General features: G+C 22.1%; 21 protein-coding genes and 2 tRNA genes. 6 read left to right on the forward strand and 17 right to left on the reverse strand.

Going from position 1 to position 22,851, the window contains the following annotated elements:
- Positions 1 to 5: 5 nt before the first annotated feature.
- From NHG04_01375 to alr, 4 genes are all read right to left on the reverse strand, one after another.
- Positions 6 to 79: transfer RNA gene (locus tag NHG04_01375), tRNA-His, on the reverse strand.
- Positions 80 to 105: 26 nt separating this feature from the next.
- Positions 106 to 1,992 carry a tRNA uridine-5-carboxymethylaminomethyl(34) synthesis enzyme MnmG gene (mnmG, locus tag NHG04_01380; protein WGH27296.1) on the reverse strand — a complete coding sequence of 629 codons (1,887 nt, stop codon included), beginning with the start codon at positions 1,990 to 1,992 and terminating at the stop codon, positions 106 to 108.
- A gap of 12 nt (positions 1,993 to 2,004) precedes the next feature.
- Positions 2,005 to 2,433 (reverse strand): rRNA maturation RNase YbeY, encoded by a 429-nt coding sequence (gene ybeY, locus NHG04_01385; protein ID WGH27297.1) that lies wholly within the window; start codon positions 2,431 to 2,433, stop codon positions 2,005 to 2,007.
- Positions 2,434 to 2,435: 2 nt separating this feature from the next.
- Positions 2,436 to 3,896, reverse strand: a complete 1,461-nt coding sequence (alr, locus tag NHG04_01390) for an alanine racemase (GenBank protein ID WGH27298.1) — start codon at positions 3,894 to 3,896, stop codon at positions 2,436 to 2,438.
- A 34-nt stretch (positions 3,897 to 3,930) separates the two neighbouring features.
- Between alr and rsmI the strand changes: the two genes are divergently transcribed.
- Together rsmI and recJ are read left to right on the forward strand one after the other, a co-directional pair.
- A complete protein-coding gene (rsmI, locus tag NHG04_01395; GenBank protein WGH27299.1) occupies positions 3,931 to 4,611 on the forward strand; it encodes a 16S rRNA (cytidine(1402)-2'-O)-methyltransferase in 681 nt (226 codons plus the stop codon).
- Positions 4,595 to 6,313 (forward strand): single-stranded-DNA-specific exonuclease RecJ, encoded by a 1,719-nt coding sequence (recJ, locus tag NHG04_01400; GenBank protein WGH27300.1) that lies wholly within the window; start codon positions 4,595 to 4,597, stop codon positions 6,311 to 6,313. Before rsmI ends, recJ begins: the two co-directional genes overlap by 17 nt.
- Here recJ and NHG04_01405 read toward each other — a convergent pair.
- The 7 genes from NHG04_01405 to NHG04_01435 all read right to left on the reverse strand — a co-directional run bounded on the left by NHG04_01405 (position 6,283) and on the right by NHG04_01435 (position 12,494).
- Positions 6,283 to 6,353, reverse strand: a tRNA-Cys gene (locus NHG04_01405). The two genes, recJ and NHG04_01405, sit on opposite strands and share 31 nt — an antisense overlap.
- Before the next feature lie 5 nt (positions 6,354 to 6,358).
- Entirely contained in the window at positions 6,359 to 6,964 is a 606-nt protein-coding gene (locus tag NHG04_01410; protein ID WGH27547.1) for a superoxide dismutase, read from the reverse strand.
- Between the two features lie 53 nt (positions 6,965 to 7,017).
- Positions 7,018 to 7,629: a signal peptidase II gene (locus NHG04_01415; GenBank protein ID WGH27301.1), complete on the reverse strand. Its 612-nt coding sequence runs from the start codon at positions 7,627 to 7,629 to the stop codon at positions 7,018 to 7,020.
- Positions 7,626 to 8,021: a TraR/DksA C4-type zinc finger protein gene (locus tag NHG04_01420; protein WGH27302.1), complete on the reverse strand. Its 396-nt coding sequence runs from the start codon at positions 8,019 to 8,021 to the stop codon at positions 7,626 to 7,628. Before NHG04_01420 ends, NHG04_01415 begins: the two co-directional genes overlap by 4 nt.
- Positions 8,008 to 11,337 carry an isoleucine--tRNA ligase gene (gene ileS / locus NHG04_01425; GenBank protein ID WGH27303.1) on the reverse strand — a complete coding sequence of 1,110 codons (3,330 nt, stop codon included), beginning with the start codon at positions 11,335 to 11,337 and terminating at the stop codon, positions 8,008 to 8,010. Before ileS ends, NHG04_01420 begins: the two co-directional genes overlap by 14 nt.
- A 1-nt stretch (position 11,338) precedes the next feature.
- Positions 11,339 to 11,869 carry a hypothetical protein gene (locus NHG04_01430; GenBank protein WGH27304.1) on the reverse strand — a complete coding sequence of 177 codons (531 nt, stop codon included), beginning with the start codon at positions 11,867 to 11,869 and terminating at the stop codon, positions 11,339 to 11,341.
- Positions 11,862 to 12,494 carry a phospholipase gene (locus NHG04_01435; GenBank protein WGH27305.1) on the reverse strand — a complete coding sequence of 211 codons (633 nt, stop codon included), beginning with the start codon at positions 12,492 to 12,494 and terminating at the stop codon, positions 11,862 to 11,864. Before NHG04_01435 ends, NHG04_01430 begins: the two co-directional genes overlap by 8 nt.
- A 76-nt stretch (positions 12,495 to 12,570) precedes the next feature.
- On the opposite strand from NHG04_01435, the gene sucC reads away from it, so the two are divergent.
- Positions 12,571 to 13,755: an ADP-forming succinate--CoA ligase subunit beta gene (gene sucC, locus NHG04_01440; protein ID WGH27306.1), complete on the forward strand. Its 1,185-nt coding sequence runs from the start codon at positions 12,571 to 12,573 to the stop codon at positions 13,753 to 13,755.
- A gap of 2 nt (positions 13,756 to 13,757) precedes the next feature.
- Positions 13,758 to 14,783, forward strand: coding sequence for a DNA polymerase III subunit gamma/tau (gene dnaX / locus NHG04_01445; GenBank protein WGH27307.1), 1,026 nt, complete (start codon positions 13,758 to 13,760; stop codon positions 14,781 to 14,783).
- On the opposite strand, the gene NHG04_01450 is transcribed toward dnaX, so the two are convergent.
- The 5 genes from NHG04_01450 to rplM are packed head-to-tail and all read right to left on the reverse strand — an operon-like array spanning position 14,780 to position 17,909.
- On the reverse strand, positions 14,780 to 15,544 hold the full coding sequence (locus NHG04_01450) for a TerC family protein (protein WGH27308.1): 765 nt from the start codon (positions 15,542 to 15,544) through the stop codon (positions 14,780 to 14,782). The genes dnaX and NHG04_01450 overlap by 4 nt on opposite strands.
- A gap of 11 nt (positions 15,545 to 15,555) precedes the next feature.
- A complete protein-coding gene (gene tsf / locus NHG04_01455; GenBank protein WGH27309.1) occupies positions 15,556 to 16,347 on the reverse strand; it encodes a translation elongation factor Ts in 792 nt (263 codons plus the stop codon).
- A 12-nt stretch (positions 16,348 to 16,359) separates the two neighbouring features.
- A complete protein-coding gene (gene rpsB / locus NHG04_01460) occupies positions 16,360 to 17,055 on the reverse strand; it encodes a 30S ribosomal protein S2 (protein WGH27310.1) in 696 nt (231 codons plus the stop codon).
- Positions 17,056 to 17,068: 13 nt separating this feature from the next.
- Positions 17,069 to 17,467, reverse strand: coding sequence for a 30S ribosomal protein S9 (gene rpsI / locus NHG04_01465; GenBank protein ID WGH27311.1), 399 nt, complete (start codon positions 17,465 to 17,467; stop codon positions 17,069 to 17,071).
- 4 nt (positions 17,468 to 17,471) lie between these two features.
- Complete coding sequence (gene rplM, locus NHG04_01470) at positions 17,472 to 17,909, reverse strand: 50S ribosomal protein L13 (protein ID WGH27312.1); 438 nt, start codon at positions 17,907 to 17,909, stop codon at positions 17,472 to 17,474.
- A 797-nt stretch (positions 17,910 to 18,706) separates the two neighbouring features.
- On the opposite strand from rplM, the gene dnaK reads away from it, so the two are divergent.
- The gene (dnaK, locus tag NHG04_01475; protein WGH27313.1) at positions 18,707 to 20,647 is read left to right on the forward strand and encodes a molecular chaperone DnaK; all 1,941 of its coding nucleotides are present in this window, start codon (positions 18,707 to 18,709) and stop codon (positions 20,645 to 20,647) included.
- 49 nt (positions 20,648 to 20,696) lie between these two features.
- Here dnaK and dnaB read toward each other — a convergent pair whose 3' ends face one another.
- A complete protein-coding gene (dnaB, locus tag NHG04_01480; GenBank protein WGH27314.1) occupies positions 20,697 to 22,025 on the reverse strand; it encodes a replicative DNA helicase in 1,329 nt (442 codons plus the stop codon).
- Between the two features lie 53 nt (positions 22,026 to 22,078).
- Here dnaB and map point away from each other — a divergent pair, with 53 nt between their 5' ends.
- A complete protein-coding gene (gene map, locus NHG04_01485; GenBank protein WGH27315.1) occupies positions 22,079 to 22,849 on the forward strand; it encodes a type I methionyl aminopeptidase in 771 nt (256 codons plus the stop codon).
- Positions 22,850 to 22,851 lie beyond the last annotated feature (2 nt).

The following is a 22,851-nucleotide window of genomic DNA, read 5'->3' on the forward strand; positions in this document are numbered from 1 at the left end:
AAAAGGGTGGACGACCGGATTCGAACCGGCGACTATCAGAACCACAATCTGATGCTCTAACCAACTGAGCTACGCCCACCATACAAAAAATATTTAAATATAATATTATTTATTTATTTTTTTATTTTTTTTATGTATGTAAAGTAATAATATATTAATATCAGATGGTGAAACTCCACTAATTCTAGAAGCTTGTCCAAGAGAAAATGGTTTATATAAATTTAATTTTTCTATAGCTTCATAAGATAAAGATTTTATGATTGAATAATTAAAATTATAAGGTATCCGAATATTTTCTAATTGTAATAATTTATTTGCATTATTGATTTCTTTTTCTATATATGTTTTATATTTTATTTTAATTGAAACTTCTTCTAATATTTCTTCATTTAAATTTTGCTCTTTTATATAGTTATATATTGTAGGTATTGATACTATATCTTTAATAGATATTTCTGGCCGTAATAACAAAACATTAATTTTATTTGATTTGTTAATTAACGATGATTTTTTTTCTTTTAAAATAGTGTTTATTTCTTCAGGAAGAATATCTTTTTTTGAAAAAAAAAATAAACAAGATTTTATTTTTTTTAGTTTATTTTCAAGTTTTTGTATCCTGTTAATACTTGCTAAGTTAAGTTTATAACTTATAGGAGTAAGTCTTTCATCAGCATTATCTTGTCTAAGAAGCATACGATGTTCTGCTCTTGATGTGAACATTCTATAAGGTTCTTGAGTACCCTTATTAATTAAATCATCAATTAATACACCAATATAAGCTTCGTTACGTTTTAAAATAAATGGATTCTTTTCATTAATTTTTAAATGTGCATTTATACCAGCAATAATACCTTGTGCTGCTGCTTCTTCATATCCTGTAGTTCCATTAATTTGTCCAGCAAAAAATAAATTTTTTATAATTTTTGTTTCTAAATTATAATTAAGTTGAGTAGGAGGAAAATAATCATATTCTATAGCGTAACCTATTTTTAATATTTTAACCATTTCAAAACCTGATATTTTTTTAAGTGCTTTATATTGAATATCTTGAGGTAAAGAAGTAGAAAAACCATTAATATAAACTTCTTTTGTATGCCAACCTTCTGGTTCTATAAATATTTGATGTTTATCTTTATCTGGAAAACGATAAATTTTATCTTCAATAGAAGGACAATATCTAGGTCCTTTGCTTTTAATAGATCCATTAAAAATAGGAGAAGAATCAAAATTATTACGTATAATATCGTGGACTTCTTTGTTAGTATATGTAATATAACAATTACGTTGATGAGTTAAAATTGTAGTATTTAAATATGAAAATTGTTTAGAGGGATTATCTCCTTGTTGTTTTAACATTTTGGAATAATTTAAAGATCTTCCATCTACTCTTGGTGAAGTACCTGTTTTCATTCTTCCATAATTAAAACCTAATTTTTTTAATTGTTCAGTAATACCAAAAGATGATTGTTCTGATATTCTTCCTCCACTAATTTTTTTATTTCCTATATGTATTAGACCATTTAAAAATGTACCGTTAGTTAATATAACAGATTTACTTTTAATTTTTATTCCCATAAGAGTATATACTCCTATTACTATATCACCTTTTATTAATAAAGATGTTACAGTATCTTGAAAAAGATCTAATCTAGGAATAGATTCTAAAGTTAATCTCCATTCTTCTGTATAACGTAATCTATCTGATTGTGCTCTAGGACTCCACATTGCTGGTCCTTTAGATTTATTTAACATCCTAAATTGTATCATCGTTTTATCCGTTATAATGCCTGAATAACCTCCTAAAGCATCTATTTCTCTAACAATTTGTCCCTTAGCTATTCCACCTATAGCTGGATTACATGACATATTACCAATTAATTGTATATTCATTGTTATTAATAAGGTATTGGATCCCATATTAGCAGCAGCTGCTGCCGCTTCAGCCCCTGCATGTCCTCCACCAACTACAATTACATCATAATTTATAAACATAATTTTATATAATTATTTATATAATTTGTGAAATAATTTAATATAAAAGTTTTCTTTATTATGCATTATTTTTTTATCAATTTGTGATTTATCATTATATCCCGATAAATGTAATATAGCGTGTATCATTACTATTTTCAATTCATAATTAAAATTATTAGATAATATATAAGCGTTTTCAATAACACGATCTATACTAATAAATATATCTCCATATATATTATTATTATTATTATAATTAAAAGTTATAACATCAGTATAATTATTATGATTTAAATATTTTTTATTTATATTATATATATATTCATCAGTACAAAAAATATAATTAATATTTTTTAGATTTTTTCCTTCATTTTTAATTGCAAAGGATATCCATTTAATAAATAAATGTCTATCTCTTTTTGTTATATAAAAGTTAGTTTCATAAAAAAAATAAATCATTTTTAATATAAATAAATACGTTTAACTCTAAAAGAAATAGAAGTGAATATTTGATATGGTATTGTGTTGTACATTTTAGCTAATTCCATTACATTAGGTTTTTTACCAAAAATAATAACTTCATCACCTTCCTTACAATTAATATAAGTAATATCTACAATAAGCATATCCATACAAATAGTTATAATAAATGCTTTATGATTATCTATCATAATATATCCATATAATCCTAATTTAATATCTGCATATCCTATAGGTATAATAGCTATTATTATATTTTTTTTAACCTTATATTTTAGTCCATATCCTATTGTTGATCCTACAGAAACTTTTTTTATTTGAGAAATAATAGTTTTTAGCACACATACAACCCTTAATTTTTTTGATAAAAAACTATTTTCAGATATTATTCCATAAATACCTAAACCTAATCTAACCATATCAAATTGAGCTTTAGGAAAATTTACAATACCAGAAGTATTTAAAATATGTTTAATAGAATTATATTTTATGATATTTGTTAATAGTATATATATACGATTGAATTTATTAATTTGTTGTAAAGTAAATTTACTTTCTTTTTTATTATCACTAACTGCTAAATGAGAAAAAATAGATTGAACAAATATTTTTTTTTCATTTAATAAAATGTTACCTAACATAATAATATCATCTTCTAAAAAACCCAATCTATGCATACCAGTATCTATTTTTATATGTATTGGATATGGAGTATGTAAAGTATGTTTTTTTAACTCAATTAAAAATTTTTTTAAAACATAAAAATTATAAATTGATGGTTCAAGATTATATTTAATAATAGCTATAAAATTACTGCAATCAGGATTCATAACCATAATTGGTATAGTAATACCACAATTACGCAAATTTATTCCTTCATTAACAGATGCTACACCTAAATAATCAACATGATTTTGTAAAAAAATTGGAATTTCACCATTACTACTACTACCATAAGAAAAAGATTTTACCATTACCATTATCTTAGTTGTGGTTTTTAGATAATATTTTTTGAAGTAGTTTAAATTAAAAATCAATGATTTTAAATTAATTTCATATACTGTTATATTATAATTTTCTTCTAAAGATTCTACTATTTGTTCAACTCCAAAATTATTACCCTTTATAAGTATTATTTCATTTTTAAAATGAAATTTTTTGATAAAATCTTTTGTATTTAAATAATAATAACAAAAGTTTTTATTAATATTAATAATTGGAATTTTTGTTCCTATTATAATTAATCTATTGATTTTAAATTTTAAATTTTCAATAATAGTAGTATTTATTATAAAATCGTAAATAATAAGTGTTTTTTTATAATTTTTGTATATTTGTATAAAATCTACAGCAATTTTTATTGATTTTAAATTTAAATTATAAGTATCCTTAATAATTAAACAATTATTAATTCCTTTAGAAATCCATAATTTATTATCCATAATATTATTATATTAATAATACAATTATTTATAAATGTTATATATTGTGCCAACTCCTATAGGAAATTTTGAAGATTTTAGCTTTAGAAGTATTCGTATACTTAAAGAATCAGATTTGATATTGGCTGAAAATATTTTTTTTTCTAAAAAATTATTAAATCATTATAATATTGATAAACCTATTAAAACTTATCATATATTTAATGAACATAAAATTATTCCAGATATTTTAAAAAAACTTAAAGATGGAAAAATATTATCATTAATTTCTAATGCTGGTACGCCTAGTATATCTGATCCAGGTTATTTACTAATAAAAGCTTGTATTAAAGATAAAATAGAAATAGATTGTTTACCAGGAGCAACAGCATTTGTTCCTGCTATAGTAAATTCAGGTTTTCCTATAAATGAATTTGTATTTATGGGTTTTTTACCATCTAAAAAGAGAAGAAAAAAAAAACTGAAATATATTTCAAAAGAAAATAAAACTATTGTTTTATATGAGTCCCCTCATAGACTGGTAAAAACTTTATGTGATCTACAAATATTTTTAGGTGGAGAACAAGTAATAACTATTTGTAGAGAATTATCAAAAAAATTTCAAGAAATTATTAGAGGAACTATTAAAGAAATGACTATTTATTTTAATAATAAAATTCCAAAAGGAGAATTTGTTATTGTGTTAAAAAACAAAAAAAATGCAATGGATATATAAAGATACTCCTAAGGAGGAAATTATAAGTAAATTAAAATTAGATCTGGGTGTAAATCATATTATTGCAATTTTATTAGCACAAAGAAATATAAAATCTTTTGAAGAAGCAAAAAATTTTTTTCGTCCTAAACTAGAATATCTTTATAATCCTTTTCTAATGAAAGATATGAATAAAGCTGTTAATAGAATATTAAAGGCTATAAAAAACAATGAAAATATTTTAATATATGGTGATTATGATGTAGATGGTATTACTTCAGTTGTAATGATTTATGATTTTTTAAAAAAATTATCAAATTCATTTATATATTATTATATACCTGATAGATATAAAGAAGGATATGGTATTTCTTATGAAGGTATAAATTTTGCATTATCAAAACAAATTACTTTAATCATTGCATTAGATTGCGGAATTAATAATTTATCAGAAATAAATTATGCTAAAAAACATGGAATTGATTTTATTATATGTGATCATCATTTACCTGAAATAAAAAATATAAATGCTTATGCAGTGCTTAATCCAAAATATAATGATTGTCAATATCCATTTAAAGAATTAAGTGGATGTGGTATTGGTTTTAAATTAATTCATGGATTAGCTAATATATTAAATATAAATAAAGAAAATGTTTATCTATATTTAGATCTTGTCACTTTGAGTATTGCTGCAGACGTTGTACCTGTTATTAATGAAAATCGTATAATATCATTTTATGGTCTTAAAAAACTAAATACAAATCCTTTTATAGGTATTAGGATAATTGTTAAAAAAATAAAAAATACTATTGATATGTCTGATATTGTCTATAAAATAGCTCCTAAAATTAATGCTGCTGGTCGTATTAAACATGCTAATATTGCTGTTGAATTATTGCTTTCAAAAAAAACAGAAGAAATAAAAAAACTATATAAAGAAATTATTGAATTGAATAATTCAAGAAAAAATATTGATAGTATGGTCACTCAAGAAGCTTTAGAACTTATTAAGTTACATAAAGAAGAAAACAAATATACTACAATAGTTTATAAACCTAATTGGCATAAAGGAGTTTTAGGTATTGTAGCATCTCGTCTTATTGAAAAATATTATCGTCCTACATTAATATTTACAGCAACAAATAATGGCAAAAAATTAGTAGCTTCAGCGCGTTCTGTTATTGGATTTGATATTTATAATGCTATTAAAAAATGTTCAAAATATATAGACTATTTCGGAGGACATAAATATGCTGCAGGTATTACTATAGATTATTCAGTTTTTCCTATTTTTAAGTCTATATTTGAAAATATAGTAAAAAATAGTATTAATGAAAAACAACGTTATCCTAGTCTAACAATTGATTATTGCATATCCCTAAATGATATAACCCCAAAATTATTACGTATTTTAAAACAATTTTCTCCTTTTGGTCAAGACAACGGAAAACCAGTCTTTTTATCAAAAGAAGTTTTAGATAAAGGAGGTGCTAAAGTAATAGGTAATAATCATTTAAAATTAAATGTATATCATATAGGACAAAAAAAAAGTTTAATTGCAATTGGCTTTGGATTAGGTAAATATATTGATATTGTTTTAAATAATAGATCATTTGATATTGTCTATACAATAGAAGAAATTTCTTATAAAGGTAAAAATTATACACAATTGTATATAAAGGATATAAGAGGCACCGAACGGATTCGAACCGTTGTATAAGGTTTTGCAGACCTATGCCTAACCTCTCGGCCACGGTGCCTTAATTTAATTTTTATTATTTTCAAAATTTTTTGATACCTCATCCCAATTAATAACATTCCAAAATGCTTCTATATATTCATTGCGACGATTTTGATAACGAAGATAATAAGCATGTTCCCATACATCTAATGCCATTATAGGTATTCCTTCACCATACATTAATGGATTATCTTGATTAATTGTAGAATTAATTGTTAATTCATTATTAATATTTAAATATAACCAAGCCCATCCTGACCCAAAATGTTTTATAGCAACATTAGAAAATATTTCTTTGAAATTTTCAAAAGAACCGAATTTATTATTAATATCTACAATTAAAGAATCTGAAGGTTTGTTGTCTTTTTTATTATTGGGAGAAATAATCTTCCAGAAGAAATTATGATTATAATACCCTCCTCCATTATTGCGAATAACAGTATTATCTATATTATTTTTTAAAATTTGTTCTATTGATTGGTCACATAAATTTAATTCTTTGATAGCATTATTCAAATTTAAAGTGTATGATGCATGATGTTTAGTATGATGTATTTCCATAGTACTAGAATCTATATAAGGTTCTAAAGCATCATATTTATATGATAAAATAGGAAGTTTGAACATAATTTTATTGTATTTAGTACAAAAATAAATTAATATTTATTAATAAATAATTTTTTTTATTTTTTTTTAAAAAAAAATAAAAAAAATAAAATATTTATTCCTATAAATATTGACAAATCTGCTACATTAAAAATAGGTTTAAATATTTCAAAATGTTTTCTACCAAAAAATGGAATATTTATATATGTATTAATTAATGTTAATTTAAATATATCTACAACACATCCTCCCATAAAAAAAGAATAACTATAACTAGGAGTAGCCAATTTAGATAATCCTGTATAACCTATCCATTTATTACATATTGGATCATATATAGTGCCAGTATTAAATATTAAACCATATAAAGTAGAATCAATAGTATTTCCTATAGCTCCTGCCAATATTAAACTAATTGGAATTATTAATTTTTTTTTAAATTTTGTAATTTTTTTTATATTCAATAAATAAATACTAATAAATATTAAACGAATAATATTTAAAATTATTTTTCCTATATATCCTCCCAAATTATAACCATAAGCCATTCCTGGATTTTCTATAAAAAAAATTTTTAACCATGGAAATATATATATGTTATCACCTAATTTTAAATGGGTTTTTACATATATTTTTAAACTTTGATCTATTAAAATTATAATTAATGTAATTAATATAAATTTTTTCAAAATTTTTTTCCTTCAATCATTTGTTTACCTTCAATACTTAAAGTTGTATAAGGTATAGCTATTAAACGTTCTTTAGGTATAATATTTCCTGTTATACTACAAATTCCATAATCTGGTCTTTTGACTCTAAGTAAAGCATTTTCTAAATTAGTAATAAGTTTTTGTATATGTGATATTAATTGTGCATTTTGTTCTTTGCTTAAAGTTTCTGCTCCTTCTTCAAAAACTTTAAATGTAGGAGATGTATCATCAGTACCATTATTTTGATCATTTACAAATGATTCTTTTAAAAATGATAAATCTTTTTTTGCTTTTTCAAGTTTATCTAAAATTAATTTTTCAAATTCTTCTCTTTCTTTTATTGAATAACCAATTTTTTTATTTATTGTCATATTTTTTAATATAAATATATATATGATAACCTGCTAAATTAATTATTTTATTAATATTATTAAAATTTTGAAATGATAAATTTAATGCCATAGTTTCTTCACAAATATAATTTTGATGTTCTATAATTATATTATAAAATAATTGTGATTCACATTTTAAAAAAATTAATATTTTATCAGTTACTTCTAATTTATTTTTTTTTCTTAATTTTTGTATTAAACTAATAAAATCTCTAATTAACCCTTCTTTTTTAAGACTTTCTGTAATATGTGTATTTAAACTTAAAGTTAAATCTTTTTCAGAAATAACTAACCAATCATTTATGCCACAAGTATAAATTTCAAATTCTTCTTTTAGAAGAATAATTTTTTCACCTTGAATATCAAGTATATATTTTCCTTCTTGTTCTATTTTTAATATATCTTTTTGAGTAAAATTATTTATAGCATTAATAACTAATTTTAATTTTTCTTTTAATCTTGATCCTAAAAGTTTAAAATTAGGTTTAATTTTTTTAATTAAAGAATTTGAATTTTCATTTTGATCTAAAAAATATATGTTTTTAACATTAACCTCTTGTTTAATTATAGATAATGTTGATTGTAACTTTTTTTTATCATTTGTGATAATTAATAATTCTTGTAAAGGTTGTCTTACTTTTATTTTTCCTTTCTTTCTTAAAGAAAATGCCATTGAAGTGACTTTTTTAGTTAAATGCATTCTATATTCTAATTCTTCATTTATAATATTATCATTATATTTTGGAAAATAAGATAAATGAACACTTTCAAAAAGTTCTTTTTTTGTTGTATCATTTAAATCTTTATAAAGATTTTCCATAAAAAAAGGAGCAATTGGTGAAGCAATTTTAGATATAGTTAACAAACATTCATAAAGTGTTTGATATGCTGAAATTTTATCTATTGAATAATTAGTTTTCCAAAAACGACGACGACATAAACGTATATACCAATTACTTAAATTATCTATTACAAAGTTCATTATTGATCTCGCTGCTAAAGTAGGATTATAATTAGTATAATAATAGTCAACTTTTTTTATTAAAGAATTTAATTCTGAAAGTATCCAACAATCAATTTCTGGTCTATCATTTATATTAATATATTTTTCTTGATATTTAAATCCGTCAATATTAGCATATACTGCAAAAAAAATATATGTATTATAAAGTGTACCAAAAAATTTTCGTTTTATTTCTTCAATACCTTCGATATCAAATTTTAAATTTTCACCAGGTTGAGTATTAGATATCATATACCAACGAACTGTATCGGCTCCAAAATTATCTAAAATTTCGAAAGGATTTATTGTATTGCCTTTGCTTTTAGACATTTTATGTCCTTTTTTATCTAAAACTATTCCATTAGATATAACATTTTTATATGCGATTGAATCGAATAACATACATGATATAGCATGAAGTGTATAAAACCAACCACGTGTTTGATCTACACCTTCTGCAACAAGATCAGCAGGAAAATATTTTTTATTATCAATAAAATTTTTATTTTCAAATGGATAATGCCATTGTGCATATGGCATAGCTCCAGAATCAAACCATACATCTATTAAATCAGGTTCTCTTTTCATAATACTTCCAGAATCAGATACTAATATAATTTGATCTACAATCTGTTTATGCAAATCTATTTTATTATAATTTTCATTACTCATATTTCCTATTACAAAATCTTTAAAAGGATTTTCTTTCATAAATCCTTTTTTAATAGATTTTTTTATTTCCATAATTAATTCTTCTATAGATCCTATAATTAGGAGTTCATTATTATTAGATTTCCATATTGGTAATGGTATTCCCCAATATCTAGAACGAGATAGATTCCAATCATTAATATTTTTTAACCAATTATTAAATCGTTTTTCTCCAGTTACTTTGGGAGTCCAATTAATCATTTTATTTAATTCAACCAATCTATTTTTTAGATTTGTAGTTTTAATTATCCAAGAATCTAATGGATAATATAAAATTGGTTTTTCTGTACGCCAACAATGTGGATAAGCATGAGTATATTTTTCTATTTTAAACGCTTTATTATTTTTTTTCAAAAGAATAGCAATATCTTCATCTACTGAATTTTTAGGTATTTCATTATTATTTCTATAATATTCATTTTTAACGTATCTTCCAGCGAAATTGTTTTTTATAGATTTTAAAAATCTACCTTGTAAATCTACTAAAGGAACAATTTCTTTTTTTTCATTTATTATTAACATAGGTGGAATTCCATATTTTTTAGCGATTAAAGCATCATCCAAACCAAATGTTGGTGCAATATGTACAATACCAGTTCCTTCATTGGTCTTTATAAAATCTCCATGAATAATTTGAAATGCATTTTCTACATCTTTATATGGTAAAGCCCAATTTAATAATTGTTCATACCTACTACCTATTATTTTATTACCTTTAAATTCTAGTAAAGTAAAATAAGGTATATTTAAATTTTTTTCTACTAATTGTTTAGCTAAAATAATATTAATTTTAGGATTATAAGTAGATATTAATTGATAATCAATGTACTTATTTATAGCTAAAGCAGTATTAGATGGTATAGTCCATGGTGTAGTAGTCCAAACTAAAAAATAAATATCTCCTTTAATTGATTGAAATTCAATAGGAAGACTTTCTTTGATAGCTTTGAATTGAACAGTTATTGTTAGATCTGTTATATTCTTATAAGCACCTGGCATATTTAATTCATGTGAACTTAAACTAGTACCTGCTGAAGGAGAATATGGTTGAATTGTATAATCTTTATATAACAATTTTTTTTTATATAATTCTTTTATAGACCACCAAATACTTTCTATATATTTAGTTTCATATGTTATATATGGATTTTTAAGATCTATCCAATAACCTAATTTTTTAGTTAGTTCATTCCAAACATTTGTATAACGCATTACTGATGATTTACAAATATTATTATATTCTTTTATGCTAATTTTATTGCCAATATCTTCTTTATTTATACCTAATTTATATTCTACATTAAGTTCTATAGGCAATCCATGAGTATCCCAACCAGCTTTACGTTTTACTTGTTTACCTTTTAAAGTGAAAAATCTACAAAAAATATCTTTAATAGTTCTTCCCATAACATGGTGAATACCTGGTTTGCCATTAGCAGATGGAGGACCTTCATAAAAAATATAAGCAGATGAAGATTTTCTAGATGAAATACTTTTTTCAAAAATATTTTTTTTAATCCAAAAATCTATTATATTATTAATAATTTTTTCGAAATTTAATTCTTTATATATTTTAAACATACTATCTATTATAGTATTTATATTGTTTAATCATTTTTTTTACTATTTCTATTTCTTTATTTAATAATCCATGTTTATCATTTTTTTTCACCTCTAATAATAAATTAGATGCATAATTTTTGTTTCCTTTTATTATAGATGCTATAGCTATATTTAATTGGGCTATTGCTATATTGTGTTTAAAATAAAGTCCAATTGATAGAGCTTTTTGCATAAAATATTCTGATTTATCAAAATTTATATTTGAATAAATTAATCCATTTAAAAAATAAAAATATGCTTTTTGATTTTTTGTAAGTTGTAAATCAGGATTTTTAATAAAACGTAACCATTTTTTTGCATTTTCTATATCTTTTTCTTTTAGTTTAAAAAAGGCTAATAAAAGAAACTCATTTTGGAAAAATAAAAAAATAAAAATCGAACTTAATAAAAGTAATAATATACTAATTATAGTTGTTTTTATAATAAAAAAACTATATATAGCAATAATTAAAATTATTAATGATATATATAATTTGATATATTTATTCATATTTTTCTTTTACCCATTTAGTTAAATCATAATAATTATCATAATTCAAATTATGTTCTGCTTCATATTCTCTATAATAATAATTAATATTATAATTGTCTAATATTATAGGACCTTGTTTTGCCCATTCTATAGGTATTATAGAATCATTTTTTCCATGAGAAATAAAAAAATCTAATGTTTTATAATTTTCTTTTTTTGTATTAGGTAATAAATTTGTATCAGGAAATCCACTTAATATGATTATTTTTTTTATTATTTCAGGATAATGTAAGGCAATAGCATAACTTAAAATAGCTCCTTGACTAAATCCACATAACCATATGTTATTTTTATTTAAATTATAAAATAATATAGAGTCATGAATAAATTTAATTATTTCTTTAATTGATTTAATAGCTTGTGAAGTATTATATATTTTTATATCATTATAAATATTATACCAACAAAAACCGATATCATTCAAATTATGGAATGCACGTAAACTAATAAAAAAAAAATATTGTGGTAATTCTTTTGTCAAAGAAAAAAAATCATTTTCATTTCCACCATATCCATGTAATAATAGAAATAATGGTGGATTCTTTTTTTTTATTAAAGGTTGTTTAGTTATATGTTTTAGCATAAAAAATTATAAATAATTTAAATAAATATATAAAATCTTCTTTTATATTATTAATTATTATAAATAATATGATTATATGAATTTACATGAATATCAAAGTAAGGAAATATTAAAATCTTTTGGAATCAAAGTACCTCGTTATGTTATAGTTGATGATATAGAAAATTCAATAGAATTAGCTAAAAAATTACATAAAGAAACAGATACTAAATGTTTTATTATAAAAGCTCAAATTCACGCTGGAGGAAGAGGAATAGGTGGAGGTATAAAAATAGCAAAATCTTTAAAAGAAGTTAAAGAAAAAGTATCTAAAATATTAGGAAGGCATTTAATTACTCCACAAACTACTAAAGAAGGAAAATTAGTTAATAAAGTTATGATTGCAGAAGATATTTATTATGAAGGTAAATATGAAATAAAAGAATATTATATATCTATATTATTTGATAGAATCAAAAACAAAAATATTATTATATATTCAAATGAAGGTGGAATAGATATTGAGCATATAGCTAAAAATAATCCTAATAAAATATTATATGAAGAAATAGATTCATATGGACTTCAATCTTTTCAAGCTAGAAAAATTGCATTTAATTTAAAATTAAATGGACAATCTTTTAATGAATTCATAGAATTTCTATATTCTTTATATAGAGCATATATTAAATCTGATGCTACTCTTTTGGAAATTAATCCTTTATTAAAAACTTCAGATAATCATATTGTTGCTGTTGATGCTAAAATAATTATTGATGATAATGCATTATTTCGTCATAATGATTATTTATCTATGCGTGATCTTAAAGAAGAAAATCCCATTGAAGTAGAAGCTTCTAAATTTGGATTAAAGTTTATAAAACTTACAGGTAATGTTGCATGTGTAGTTAATGGTGCTGGTTTGGCTATGGCAACTATGGATATGATTAAATTATATGGAGGTGATCCAGCTAATTTTTTAGATATTGGTGGAAATGCTGATAAGAAATGTATTGAAATAGCTTTTAATATTATTTTAAATGATAAAAATGTAAAAATAATATTTGTTAATATTTTTGGTGGAATTGTACGTTGTGATATAGTATCACTAGGTATTATTAATGCTTGTAAAAAAAATAAAATATTAAAACCAATAGTTATTCGTTTTAATGGTACTAATTATGAATTAGCAATAAATATGATTAATAAAAATTTATTAAAAAATATTTATTATGCTAATTCTTTAAAAGAAGCAATGGAAAATATTAAGTCTTTATTATAAATATGATTTCATCAATAAAATATCGTCCTACAGAATTTGAATATGTTATAGGACAAGAAATTATTACAGAAACTTTAAAAAAAGCAATTAATAAAAAAAGATTAGCAAAAGCTTTATTATTTTGTGGACCTCCAGGAGTGGGAAAAACTACTTGTGCACGTATTGTGGCTAAAAAAATTAATGAACCATTAGAAGATTATAATTTAAATATAATAGAATTAGATGCAGCTTCTAATAATTCAATAGAAGATATTCGTAATATCATTGATAAAATATATTTCCATCCACAAAAAGGAAAGTATAAAATATATATTATTGATGAAGTTCATATGCTTTCTCAATCGGCTTTTAATGCTTTTCTAAAAACTTTAGAAGAACCACCATCACATATAATATTTATATTAGCTACAACAGAAAAGTACAAAATTTTGCCTACTATAATTTCTCGTTGTCAAGTATATGAATTTAAACGTATATCTACAGTAGATATTCAATTATATTTAAAATCAATTTCAAAAAAAGAAGGAATTAAAGTTACTGATTACATTTTATTTATGATTGCAAAACATGCTAATGGTTCTATTAGGGATGCACTTTCTATTTTTGATAGATTAGTTTCATATTCAGGTAATATTTTAGTTAAAAAAACTGTTGAAGATCAATTAGGTATACTAGATAATGAATATTATTTTAATATAACTGATTTTATTATAAAAAACGATAGTTCAAGAACTTTATTATTATTTTCTAAAATTTTAGAACGTGGATTTTATATTGATTTATTTCTTAATGGTTTAGCTGATCATTTTAGAGAACTTTTTATATCTAAAGATTCAATAACTATTAAATTATTAGAAAATGAAAATATGAAAGAAGATTATTTAAAACAAGCACACCAAATAAATAAAAATTTTTTAATTAATGCTATTGAAATATGTAAAAATGCAGAATATAATTGTAAAAAAAGCCACAATTCTAGATTAGATGCAGAAATTGCTTTAATAAAACTGGCATTATTAAAATATTAATTTTTTTTTTTCATGTTTATATTGAATATTTCAATTAATAATGCAAATATTATTGTTATATAAAACCAATTTTTAGGTATAGTTTCTATATAATTATCAAAAATTCTAAAATTTCCTATTTTAGCAGCTTCTGTTATTAACATTAATCCAATTAATAATAAAAAAGATAATACTAAAATTTGTATAGAAGGATGATTATTTATTATCTTACTAAGATAAGATGAAAACATAAGCATTATTGCAATTGTTATTATTATTGCTATCATAATTAAAAAAATACCATTAATATAACCCAATCCTTTAAAATTAACTATACCTATAGCTGTTAATATGCTATCTAAGGAAAATACAATATCAATAAATACAATTTGTGAAATTGTATTAAATAAATTAGAATTAGATATTTGTATATTATTTTTTTTAATTTTTGTAAAATTATAAATTTCGTAAATACTTTTATAAAGTAAAAAAAATCCTCCTAATAATAAAATTAGGTTTTTAAATGAAAATTCACCTTTTATAAAACCTATATCAAAACTAATTAATGTTTGTTTTAAATGTAAAATACAAGTAATAAGTAAAAGAAGTATTAATCTGAATAACATAGCTAAACTTAAACCTATTATTCGGGCTAAATTTTGTTTATTTTTAGGTAATTTATTCGAAATTATTGATAAAAATAATAAATTATCTATTCCTAAAACAATTTCAAAAAAAATTAACATAAATAAAACAATATATGTATTAGGATTAAATAACATTATTTATTTATTTATATAGATACTCTTTTAAAATTAATAATTTCAATATTTGAATTAATGTTTTTAATATATTCTATTAAAGATATATTATTATTTTTAATAAAAGGTTGATGAGTAAGTACTTTTTCTGAAAAAAAATTATTTATAATAATATTATGGTTATTTTTTTCTTCATTTAATTTTTCTTTTATTTCTTTTTCAATTGTTGATTTATCAACAGTTTTTTCATTTAAAAATATAGGATTCATAGCCACAACTTGCATAGCGACATTTTTATATATATCTTCACAATTTTTAATTTTTGCATAAAATCCTACTAAAGCAGCAATTCTATTTTGATGTGTATAATATGAAATAAATGGAGCTTCTAATTGTTCATATGTTAATACCAATTTTTCTTTAATTATGCCTGCTAATTCTGTTATTTTTTCTATAACATTTAATCCATCATCAAATTTTTTTAACATTAATTCTTCTTTAGAATTGCAATTGTAAATAATTGCTAATTCTGCTATTTCATTTATTAAATTGGTAAATTTTTTATTCCTAGATGCAAAATCTGTTTCTGAATTTAAAGCAATAATTACGCCTTTTTTACGATTATGATTAACTTTAGCAATTACTAATCCTTGATTAGTAATTTTCTTTTTATTTATTATAAATTCTTGTCCCTTTGTTCTTAACAGTTTTATAGCTTGATTCAAATTACCTTTTGTTTGTTCTAATGCTTTCTTACAATTCATTATGCCAGAGCCAGTAATTTGTCTTAATTTACTAATATCATCAATTGATATTTTATACATAAAAAAAAATATTTAAGATTTATTAATGGAAATACCTTCATTAATAGCTTTAGTTAAAAATGATATAATAAATTCAATTGATTTAGAAGAATCATCATTGGCAGGTATAGGATAATCAACATCTTTAGGATTTGAATTAGTATCTACCATTGCAAATATTGGAATATTAAGTTTTTTTGCTTCTTTTACCGCTATATGTTCTTTACGTATATCTACTATAATAATAGCAGAAGGTAGATTATTCATATTAGCAATAGTTCCAAATGTACGATTTAATTTTAATTGTAATCTTTCTATAAGAAGTTGTTCTTTTTTAGAAAGTTTATCATAAATACCTTCCTTTTTATTACGATCAATAGTATTCATTTTTGTAACAGATTTACGTATAGTATATATATTTGTTAATATCCCTCCCAACCAACGTTCTGTTATATAAGGCATTCCTACTTTTTTAGCATAATTAGATATTATATTTTTTCCTTGTTGTTTTGTACAAACAAATAATATTTTTTTTCCAGAAGATGCAATCCTTTTTAAGGGATCCCAAAATTCTATCATATTTTTACGTGTTTTAAATAAATCTATTATATGAATTCCTCTTTTTTCAAAAAAAATATAAGGTTTCATATGTGGATTCCATTTTTCAGTTAAATGTCCAAAATGAACTCTTGCTTTTAATAATTCTTGAATATTTATTTCTGGTATCACTATTTATTAAATTTTAACGTTTTGAAAATTGGAATTTTTTACGTGCTTTTTTTCTACCATATTTTTTTCTTTCTATAATTCGTGAATCACGTGTTAATAATCCTTTAGGTTTTAAAATAGATCTATTTTCTAAATTTACTTTACAAAGTGCACGTGAAATAGCTAATGAAATAGCTTCTGCTTGACTATTAAATCCACCACCAAATACTGTAATTAATATATCATATTTATTTTGGTTATTAGTTAATATAATAGATTTTAAAATTTTGTCAAAAAGTAAATAATGTTTTAAATATTCTTTATAAGAACGTTTATTAATTTTAATATCTCCATGTCCTTCTTTCAAGTAAATTCTAGCCACAGAACATTTTCTTCTTCCTATTGCATGATATATAATATTTTTTTCTTCCATTTAATTATAATAAAATTTTAGGTTTTTGAGCATCATGATTGTGTTTTGATCCTACATATATATATAAATTTTTAAGAAATTGTTTTCTTAACCTATTTTTAGGTAACATACCTTTTATTGATTTTTCCAAAATTTTTTTAGGATTTCTTTTGAATAATTCTTTAAAAAGAATTATTTTTTTTCCTCCAGGATATCCTGTATAAGTAATATATGTTTTATTATTCCATTTTTTTCCAGTTAGTTTAATTTTATCAACATTTATAACAATAATATTGTCTCCTATATTAACATTATTAATAAAATATGGTTTATGTTTTCCTCTTATTAAAATAGCAATTTTTGAAGATAATCTCCCTAGAATTTTATCCGTAGCATCTATAATAAACCATTCTTTTTTAATTGATTTATTATTTGAAATAGTTTTAAAACTTAAAGTATTCATTATATATATAATATTATTATATATAATATTATTATAATTATATATATTATCATTAATAATAAATATTATATATATATATAATATTTTTATTATATATATATATAATATTTATTTATATAAATAAATAATATAAATATATTATATATTAATTATATATAATATATTATTATATATATAAATATATTATATATAATTATATATATAATATATTTATATTATAAAATATTTTAATATTATATGTTATATAAATATATATATATATATATATATAAATATATAATAATTATATATAATAATTATATAAATAATAATTATATATAATAATTATATATATATAAATATATAATAATTATATATAATAATTATATAAATAATAATTATATAATAATTATATATATATAAATATATAATAATTATATATAATAATTATATAAATAATAATTATATAAATAATAATTATATAAATAAATAATAATTATATATAATAATTATATAAATAATAATTATATAAATAATAATTATATATAATAATTATATATATATATATATAAATATATTATGTGACTTTATTAATAAAATAATATTTGTGATTTTGTTATTTAAATGACTTTTATTTAAATGACTTTTTGTCATTAATAATTATTAATAATTTATTAATAATTTTAAAAAAAAATATTTTTTTTACCAATTTGTATATTCTTATGTTATTATTTTTGTTATTATATAAATAATTTTTTAATTGCATGATGATTGGGCATGATGATTGAAAATTAATTATTAATTAATAATAAAATAATATGAGTAAAATTATAGGTATAGATTTAGGTACTACTAATTCGTGTGTTGCTATAATAGAGGGAAAGGATCCCACTGTTATACCTAATTCAGAAGGAAAGAGAACTACACCTTCTACCGTGGCTTTTGTAGAAGGTGGTGAAATAAAAATTGGTGATCCAGCTAAACGTCAAGCTGTTACTAATCCTTCAAAAACAATTTTTTCTATAAAACGTTTTATGGGAAGAAAATTTTCTGAAGTTACTGAAGAAATTAAAAATGTTCCTTATAAAGTAATAAAAGGTAGTAATAATACTCCTAGAGTAAGTATTGATGGCAAATTATATTCTCCTCAAGAAATATCAGCTATGATACTTCAAAAAATGAAAAAAACAGCAGAAGATTATATAGGACATGAAGTAAGTAGAGCAGTAATTACTGTTCCAGCATATTTTAATGATTCCCAACGACAAGCAACTAAAGAAGCTGGAGAAATAGCTGGATTAAAAGTTGAACGTATTATTAATGAACCTACTGCAGCTGCATTAGCTTATGGTATAGATAAACATAAAGAATCTAAAAAAATAGTGGTATATGATTTGGGAGGAGGAACTTTTGATATTTCAATATTAGAATTAGCTGATGGTGTCTTTGAAGTTCTTTCAACTAATGGAGATACACATTTAGGAGGTGATGATTTTGATAGTGTTATTATTAATTGGTTGTCTATGACATTTAAAAATCAAGAAGGTATAGATCTTCGTAAAGATCCTATTGCACATCAACGTTTAAAAGAAGCTGCAGAAAAGGCGAAAATTGAACTATCTTCAAGTATGCAAACTGAAATTAATTTACCTTATATAACTGCTACAGCTTCTGGTCCTAAACATTTAATACAAACACTTACAAGAGCTAAATTTGAACAACTTTCTGAAAAATTAATTAATCGTTCTATGGAACCTTGCAAAAAAGCTCTAGATGCGGCAGGATTAAAAGCTAAAGATATTGATGAAGTAATTTTAGTAGGTGGCTCGACACGTATACCTAAAATACAAAAAGAAGTAGAAATTTTTTTTGGTAAACAACCATCTAAAGGAGTAAATCCTGATGAAGTGGTAGCTATTGGTGCTGCTATTCAAGGAGGTGTATTAACTGGTGATGTAAAAGATGTTCTTTTATTAGATGTCACTCCATTATCTTTAGGAATAGAAACTTTAGGAGGAGTTTTTACTAAATTAATAGAATCTAATACAACTATTCCTACAAAAAAATCAGAAATATTTTCTACTGCTACAGATAATCAACCAGCTGTTACTATACGTGTAGGACAAGGTGAACGTTCTATGTTCAATGATAATAAAGAAATTGGACGTTTTGACTTAGTGGATATTCCACCTGCTCCAAGAGGTACTCCTCAAATTGAGGTTACTTTTGATATTGATGCTAATGGTATTTTAAATGTTTATGCTAAAGATAAAGCTACAGGAAAAGAGCAATCTATTCGTATAGAAGCTTCATCAGGGTTAAGTAAAGAAGAAATTGAAAAAATGAAACTAGAAGCAAAGGAAAATGCTGAAAAAGATAAAAAAATAAAAGAAGAAGTTGAAAAATTAAATTCTGCTGATAGTTTAATATTTAATAGTGAAAAACAATTAAAAGAATATGGAGATAAAATTTCAGAAAATAATAAAAAAAATATTGAAGAATCAATAAAAAAACTTAAATCTGCATATAATGATAAAAATTTATCTATGATAGATGAAGCTACAAAAGAAGTAAACGAAGCTTTTTCAGCTGCTTCTAAAGAAATTTATGAAGCTCAACAAGCTCAACAAGCTCAACAAGCTCAACAAGCTCAACAAGCTCAACAAGCTCAACAAGCTGAAACAAATGATTCTTCAAAAAAAACTGATTCTAAAAAAAATGAAAATGTACAAGATGTTGATTTTGAAGAAGTTAAATAAATAAATAAATAAATACTAAATAAATACATAAATGTATTTATGTATTTATTTAGTCATTTAAAAATTGGGCTTTATTTTTAATAAAACGTAAACGAATATTATCTAATTTTCCATTACGATGTTTAGCAATAATTATTTCAGCTTGATCTTTGCAAGTATCAGTATTAAAACCATAATATTCAGGTCTATAAATAAAAGAAACAATATCAGCATCTTGCTCAATTGCACCTGATTCTCGTAAATCAGATAATAATGGACGTTTATTTCCTCCCCTAGATTCTACGGCACGAGATAATTGAGATATAGCTATTATAGGTATATTAAGTTCTTTAGCAATAGATTTTAAACTTCTAGAAATTATTGATATTTCTTGTTCACGATTAATAGTGTTTTTATTACAAGTCATTAATTGTAAATAATCAATCATAATAAGACGTACACCATATTGAGAGACTAAAATACGAGATTTAGAACGTAAATCGAATATTGAAAGTGCTGGAGTATCATCTATATAAAATGGAGATTGTTCTATTTTTTTTATTTTTTGATTAAGTAATTTCCATTCTAAATCAGATAAATTAGCTTTTTTTAATTTATTAATTGATAAATCAGTTTGATATGCAATCAATCTATTAATTAATTGTATAGAAGACATTTCTAATGAAAAGAATGCTATAGGTATTTTATTATATACAGAAATATTATTAGCCATAGATAATATAAATGCTGTTTTTCCCATTCCAGGACGTGCTGCAAATATAATTAATTCAGAATTTTGCCAACCTGAAGTAATATCATCTATTTTAGAAAAACCAGAAGGTATACCACTCAATCCATTATTATTAAGTGATGCTATTTTTTTCATTTTATCTATAGATTCTAAAATAATTGATTGTACATGTTCAAATTTTTTTTTACTTAAATTATTATAAGTAATTTCAAAAAATTTTGATTCAGCATAATCAAGTAATTCAAAAATATCTGTAGTTTCATCGTATGATTTTTCTATTATTTCATAAGAAATATTTATAAGACTTCTTAAGATAAATTTGTATTTTATAATACTGCTATGATATTCAATATGTGCGGAAGAAACTACTTTTTGGGTAAGTTTTATTAAATAATATTCATCTCCAATAATTTTTATTTTTCCTAATTGACGAAGTTTATTTGATATTGTATATAAATCTATAGGTTCAGAATTATGAAAAAGTTGTAGTATAACTCTATATATTTCTTTATGTTTTGTGTTATAAAACATTTCTGGAGATAATATATCAATAATTTTATATAATCCTTTTTGATCAATCATTATAGCACCTAAAACAATTTCTTCTAATTCTAATGCTTGAGGAGGTATTTTTAAATTTTTATCCATTTTTTTATATTAATTATTATTAATTTAATAGTATTAATCGTAAAAAAAATTATATGGTTTATTCTGTAGAAGAAATTGAACTTATTAGAATAAGTGCGTTATTAACATCAAAAACACTTGGAATGTTAGCAAAGGAAATAAAACCTGGGATTAATACTTTATATTTGGATAAATTAGCAAAAGAATTTATTTATGATAATGGTGGTATTTCAGCATTTTTAGGATTATATGATTTTCCTAATACTATTTGCATATCTATTAATGAACAAGTAGTACATGGAATTCCTAAAAAAAATGTTTATTTATATGAAGGAGATATTATATCTATAGATTGTGGTGTAAAAATGAATGGATATTGTGGAGATCAAGCATATACTTTTGAAGTAGGTCAAATAAATTCAAAAAAAAAAAAATTACTCCAAATAACTAAAGAATCTTTATATTTAGGAATAAAAGAATGTAAAAAAGGACATAGTATAGGACATATTGGTTTTGCTATTCAAAATAATGTAGAAAAATATGGATATAGCATAGTTAGAGAATTTGTAGGACATGGTATAGGACGTAAAATACATGAAAATCCTCAAATACCTAATTATGGTAAAAAAGGTAATGGTGATCTTTTAAAAGAAGGAATGGTATTAGCTATAGAACCAATGGTTAATATGGGTACTGATCAAATACAATTTGATAAAGATGGTTGGACAATTTCTACTTTTGATAGACAACCTTCAGCTCATTTTGAGCATAATATAGCAATTATTAATGGTAAAGCTTCTTTACTATCTACTTTTGAATATATTTATAAATCTTTAATTAAATAAAT

Origin of the sequence: Candidatus Bostrichicola ureolyticus (assembly GCA_029851125.1) — a bacterium.
In the GTDB taxonomy this organism is placed as follows: Bacteria; Bacteroidota; Bacteroidia; order Flavobacteriales; family Blattabacteriaceae; genus Bostrichidicola; species Bostrichidicola ureolyticus.